This is a genomic window from Psychromonas sp. (assembly GCF_983033635.1).
Map to the genome: position 1 here is coordinate 1 of NZ_CEZLMY010000231.1, position 4,496 is coordinate 4,496.

At 43.9% G+C, this 4,496-nt stretch carries 3 protein-coding genes; 2 read left to right on the forward strand and 1 reads right to left on the reverse strand.

The window, feature by feature from the left end:
* Window positions 1–204 precede the first annotated feature (204 nt).
* The gene (locus AC4GME_RS17540; RefSeq protein WP_490379914.1) at window positions 205–3,057 is read left to right on the forward strand and encodes a hypothetical protein; all 2,853 of its coding nucleotides are present in this window, start codon (window positions 205–207) and stop codon (window positions 3,055–3,057) included.
* 138 nt (window positions 3,058–3,195) lie between these two features.
* Complete coding sequence (locus AC4GME_RS17545; RefSeq protein ID WP_490378314.1) at window positions 3,196–3,600, forward strand: hypothetical protein; 405 nt, start codon at window positions 3,196–3,198, stop codon at window positions 3,598–3,600.
* Between the two features lie 114 nt (window positions 3,601–3,714).
* Here the strand turns inward: AC4GME_RS17545 and AC4GME_RS17550 are convergent.
* On the reverse strand, window positions 3,715–4,496 hold a 782-nt coding region (locus AC4GME_RS17550), incomplete at its 5' end, for an erythrose-4-phosphate dehydrogenase (protein WP_490379915.1).

The window sequence follows — 4,496 nt, forward strand, 5'->3', positions numbered from 1 at the left end:
TATATCAAATATTTATTTCCATACGTTGATTTATAAAATATCATTAATTCATATATGTAAATAACAGAGTCTGTGGCGTAATATATTTACAGGAAAGAGCTGTATTCACCATCCTTTGCTTGTGTGCACGAATTTTCTTGCACCATAAAATATACATAGCTGTAATTTAACGATAATAAGAATCAAACTAAGGAACTAACTTAAATGACAAAAAGCAAACCTTCATGGATGCTGGTGGCGGCATTATCCTGCCTGTGCATATCGGGAAAACCGGTTATGGCCACGCCTGTTGCATGGGATCATGAGCAGCAAGTCTGGCTCACTCAGCAGTCAGATCATTTTACAATCAGTTTTGTCGATGGTCATCAGCTAAATGCAGCTCGAGCATTGGATATTGCCGAGCAGGTGCACAATGAACTACTGCCATTTTTTAAAAGTGCCCCACAGCAACGCACTGAAATCGTGCTGGTTGATGATTATGATTTTTCCAACGGTTGGGCGACACCGCTCCCTTTTGCGCAGATCCGTTTGATTATGAGTCAGCCAGAAGATATCAGTAGCTTAGCTGGTAATGACGAATGGCTGCATCTGTTAATTCGCCACGAATACACTCATATTATGCATATGGAACTGGCCGGAGGCGCGGTCAGCGCGCTGCGTCACGTGTTTGGGCGAAATATGTTTCTATTTCCGCATGCTTTGACGCCGTCTATGCTGCTCGAAGGACTGGCTGTTTATCTGGAAACGAATAAAGAATTAGGTTACGGCCGTTTGCAGGGCTCTAACTATGCGATGCAAATGCGTATGCAGGTATCTGGCGGAGAACTGAAAGATCTGCAACAGGTGGCAGTAGCATCCCGCGAATGGCCGCTTGGTTCCCCTTATCTTTATGGTGCTTATTTTATTGAGTATCTTGTCGATACTTATGGCTCCGATAAAGTACAGCTGTTTTTGCAGAATTACAGTCGTAAACTTTTACCTTACTTTTTACTTAATAACTCAGCTAAGCAAGCCTTCGGTAAAGACTTTTTTATATTGTGGGATGATTATCAGAGCTATTTAACAACACGTTTTGACAGTGAAATAGCCCCCCTTAAACAGCAGGCCGTGGTGGGGAACGATTTAGACAAAAATCTGTTTCTGCAAGTAACGGCAGCTGGTAATGACGGTTTACTGGTTAACCGCAACAATGGCGAAGACCGGCCGGTCCTTGCGCAGCTTTATATTGAAGAGAATAATAATGCAGTCTGGCAGCAGGTTGTCAGCAGCAAGGGGGTAAGCGCACTTTCAGAGCATCCGGATGCGGGTCTGGCTGCTTCCCGGCAGATAAGTTATGCCGATGGACGCGTATTAAACGATCTGTTTATATTTCAAAATGGCGACTGGACCCGCTTAACTGAGCGTCAGCGTTTTAGTAAAGTGCGTTGGATGGTAAATGGCAAACAATTACTTGCCAGCCGCAAAGTTGATGGTCTGAGTGCACTGTGGCTGATTGGTACGCAAGCTGGCGATGCGCAACAACGGATTTGGCAGGGGGAACAAGGCGTGGTTATTGGCGCATTCAATCTCTCGCCAGCAGGTGATTATCTGGTCGCCTCGCTTAAACGTCCGCAGCAGGGCTGGAATTTAGAACGATTATCTCTTAATAGCTCCGATATCAATTACCTGCAATGGCAGGCACTTACCGACAGTAAAGCGGTAGAAAACAGTCCTGTGATTTTAGCGGACGGACGGATCCTATTCAGTGCTGATTACGATGGTGTTTATAATATTTTTGTTTTGGATCAACATAGTCGAGAGGTAACACAGTGGACGCGCGAAATTGGCGGTGCTTTCCAGCCACAGTGGCAGGATGGTTTGGGTCTGGTTTATCAGGCGTATGCCAGCGACGGATATATTTTACGTAATATCGAGCAACCAAAGCCGTTATCTGTTTTTGCTGTGGACAGTCATCAGGGACGTTATGATTATCCTGACGCCGTGGCTGAAAAGACCCGCAAATCAGAGACAACAGAATATAGCCCTTGGTCAACATTACGGCCGCGTACCTGGCTTCCTATTCTGGGGTTTGACGATACCAGCAGTAGAGCCGGAATTATCTTTCACGGTTCAGATGCATTGGGACGTCATAATTACCAGATAGCAGCTGATTGGGATTTTAAAAACTCTTTTGCTAATTATAACCTGAACTATCAGTATGATAATCGTTGGTTAGTGAGTGCGCAGCGGTCGCACAGCTTTGAAACATTCACGGAAAATGGCTTAGAAGATTATCGTATCACCCGGGATGATCAATTTACTGTGCAGCGCAATAATATGTTTGCGTTATGGGAAGACAATCTTAGATTTCATGCAGGTATGGTCTTGGATAAAGAGAGCTTAGTTTCACAACCTGACTTCAGTAATATTGGTCAATTCCGAGCCACCAATGAGACACTGGCGGGCTTAGCAATGACCTTTGATAACCGCGAATGGTACTTAAATGTACCCGGTACTGGCTGGGGAAACTATCTAGATCTGGTGGTTGAAAGCAATGAACTCTTTAACACTGATTACAGCGGTCAGAAATATCAGGCGCAGTGGTTGGGAACGTTAGATCTGCTCGGCCGAACCACTCTTACTGCGCGACTGGGTTTTGGTTATGCCGATAGCGGTGCAAAAGCCTTTAAACTGGGTGGGCATGATCTTGCAGAGGAAGCTATCTTGTTTGGTCGCGATAGCCAGGCCTTAAGGGGTTATGACGAATCAGTGCAGCGAGGTCACCGTTATGCAACGCAACGTCTGCAACTCAGCAGTTGGCTGAGGCGTGTAGAGCGAAACTGGTCGTTGTATCCTGTTGGTTTAGGTGATATTTCTGGGGCGCTTTTTGTTGATTCTGGTGCAAGCTGGGATACGGGGCAAGATGTAAACCAACTCACCGGTATTGGTGGCGAGCTGACAACAGAGCTCAAGTTAGGATATAACATAACGTTACCTGTTACGCTTGGTCTTGCTAAAGGACTGGACAGTGAATATGGAGAGTATAAGGGTTACCTGCGATTGCAGATGGGGCTCTAATAAGTCGCCACTTAAGAAAGCCAAAACGATTGTAAGATTGATCCGCTAGGCAATGCCGAGCGGATAATTTTGCATTCTAAACTTTCGCCAGATTTGTCCCGATTTTAAGCGGAAAGAATATATTATAAGGAAAACATTGTGTTTAAATTTATCGTAGCCGTACTAATTATTTTTTCATCCGTTATTCAAGCTAATGAAAGCGAGGTTTTATCTGTTGATCGTTCAGTTTCGAGAAACATAAAATTGTCTTTTCCAAATGATCGAAATATCACACCTAAGCTTAGTGACTTCGAGATAAATAATTACGTGCTTATGAGCAATGAGGAGGGGGAACGTTGGGCTGTAATTACGATAACAAATTTATCATCTGGTAACCGCATGCTAGAGGAACAACACTTGCTCGCTTTATTCGCTAACGGTGATCGCAGAAGCCCTTTAGAATATAAATTACGTTTTGCTGGAAATGAAACACAGTCATTTACGGTTTCATTCGGTGAGAGTAAATTTCCAATTTTATTAATATATTCAAGCAATGAAAGATAAAACAGTATGCGAAATGTAATGCGGGCTAATATTCGATTTTGTAGCTGACAGCTATTGTTCGCTAGGCAATGCCTAGCGAACAATATTTAAGGAAAGATCTTGATAACTTTGCTGTTAAACAGCACAAGAGATGGGTTTATTGTCTTTTTCTCGTTCGTTCTGTTTTGCTAATATCGAGATATATTCGCTGGTGTCTAATAAACGATTAGCAAAGCCCCATTCATTGTCACACCAAACTAACAGTTTAACTAAATGCCCGTCACTAACCCGCGTTTGCGTGCCGTCGATGATGCAGGAGCGAGGGTCATGATTAAAGTCTATTGATACCAAAGGTGCTTCGGTGTAACCCAAGATACCTTGTAATTTAGTTTGCGACGCCGCCTGAAGACAAGTGTTAATATCTTGGATAGTAACCTCTTTGCTGACGGTAATGCTTAAGTCCATAGCGGTAACGTTAATGGTCGGAACGCGCACGGCAATGGCTTCAAATTTATCTGCAAACTTAGGTAATATACGTTCAATACCAGCGGCTAGTTTAGTATCAACAGGAATAATTGATTGACTGGCTGCACGAGTGCGGCGCAGGTCTGAGTGGTAAGCATCAATAACGGGTTGGTCATTCATCGCTGAATGAATAGTGGTAATAGTGCCACATTTGATATCAAATGCAGTGTCAAGGGTATCGATCACCGGCACCATGCAATTGGTGGTGCAGGATGCTCCGGAAAGAAAAGTCTCAACGCCGGTTAGTTGCTTATGGTTAACACCATAAACCACAGTGGCTTGTACGTCTGAGCTGGCAGGATGAGAAAAAATAACTTTCTTGGCACCGGCAGCAAGATGCGCGTCAGCATCTGCCTTACTGCCATAAATGCCCGTACAATCAAGCACGATAT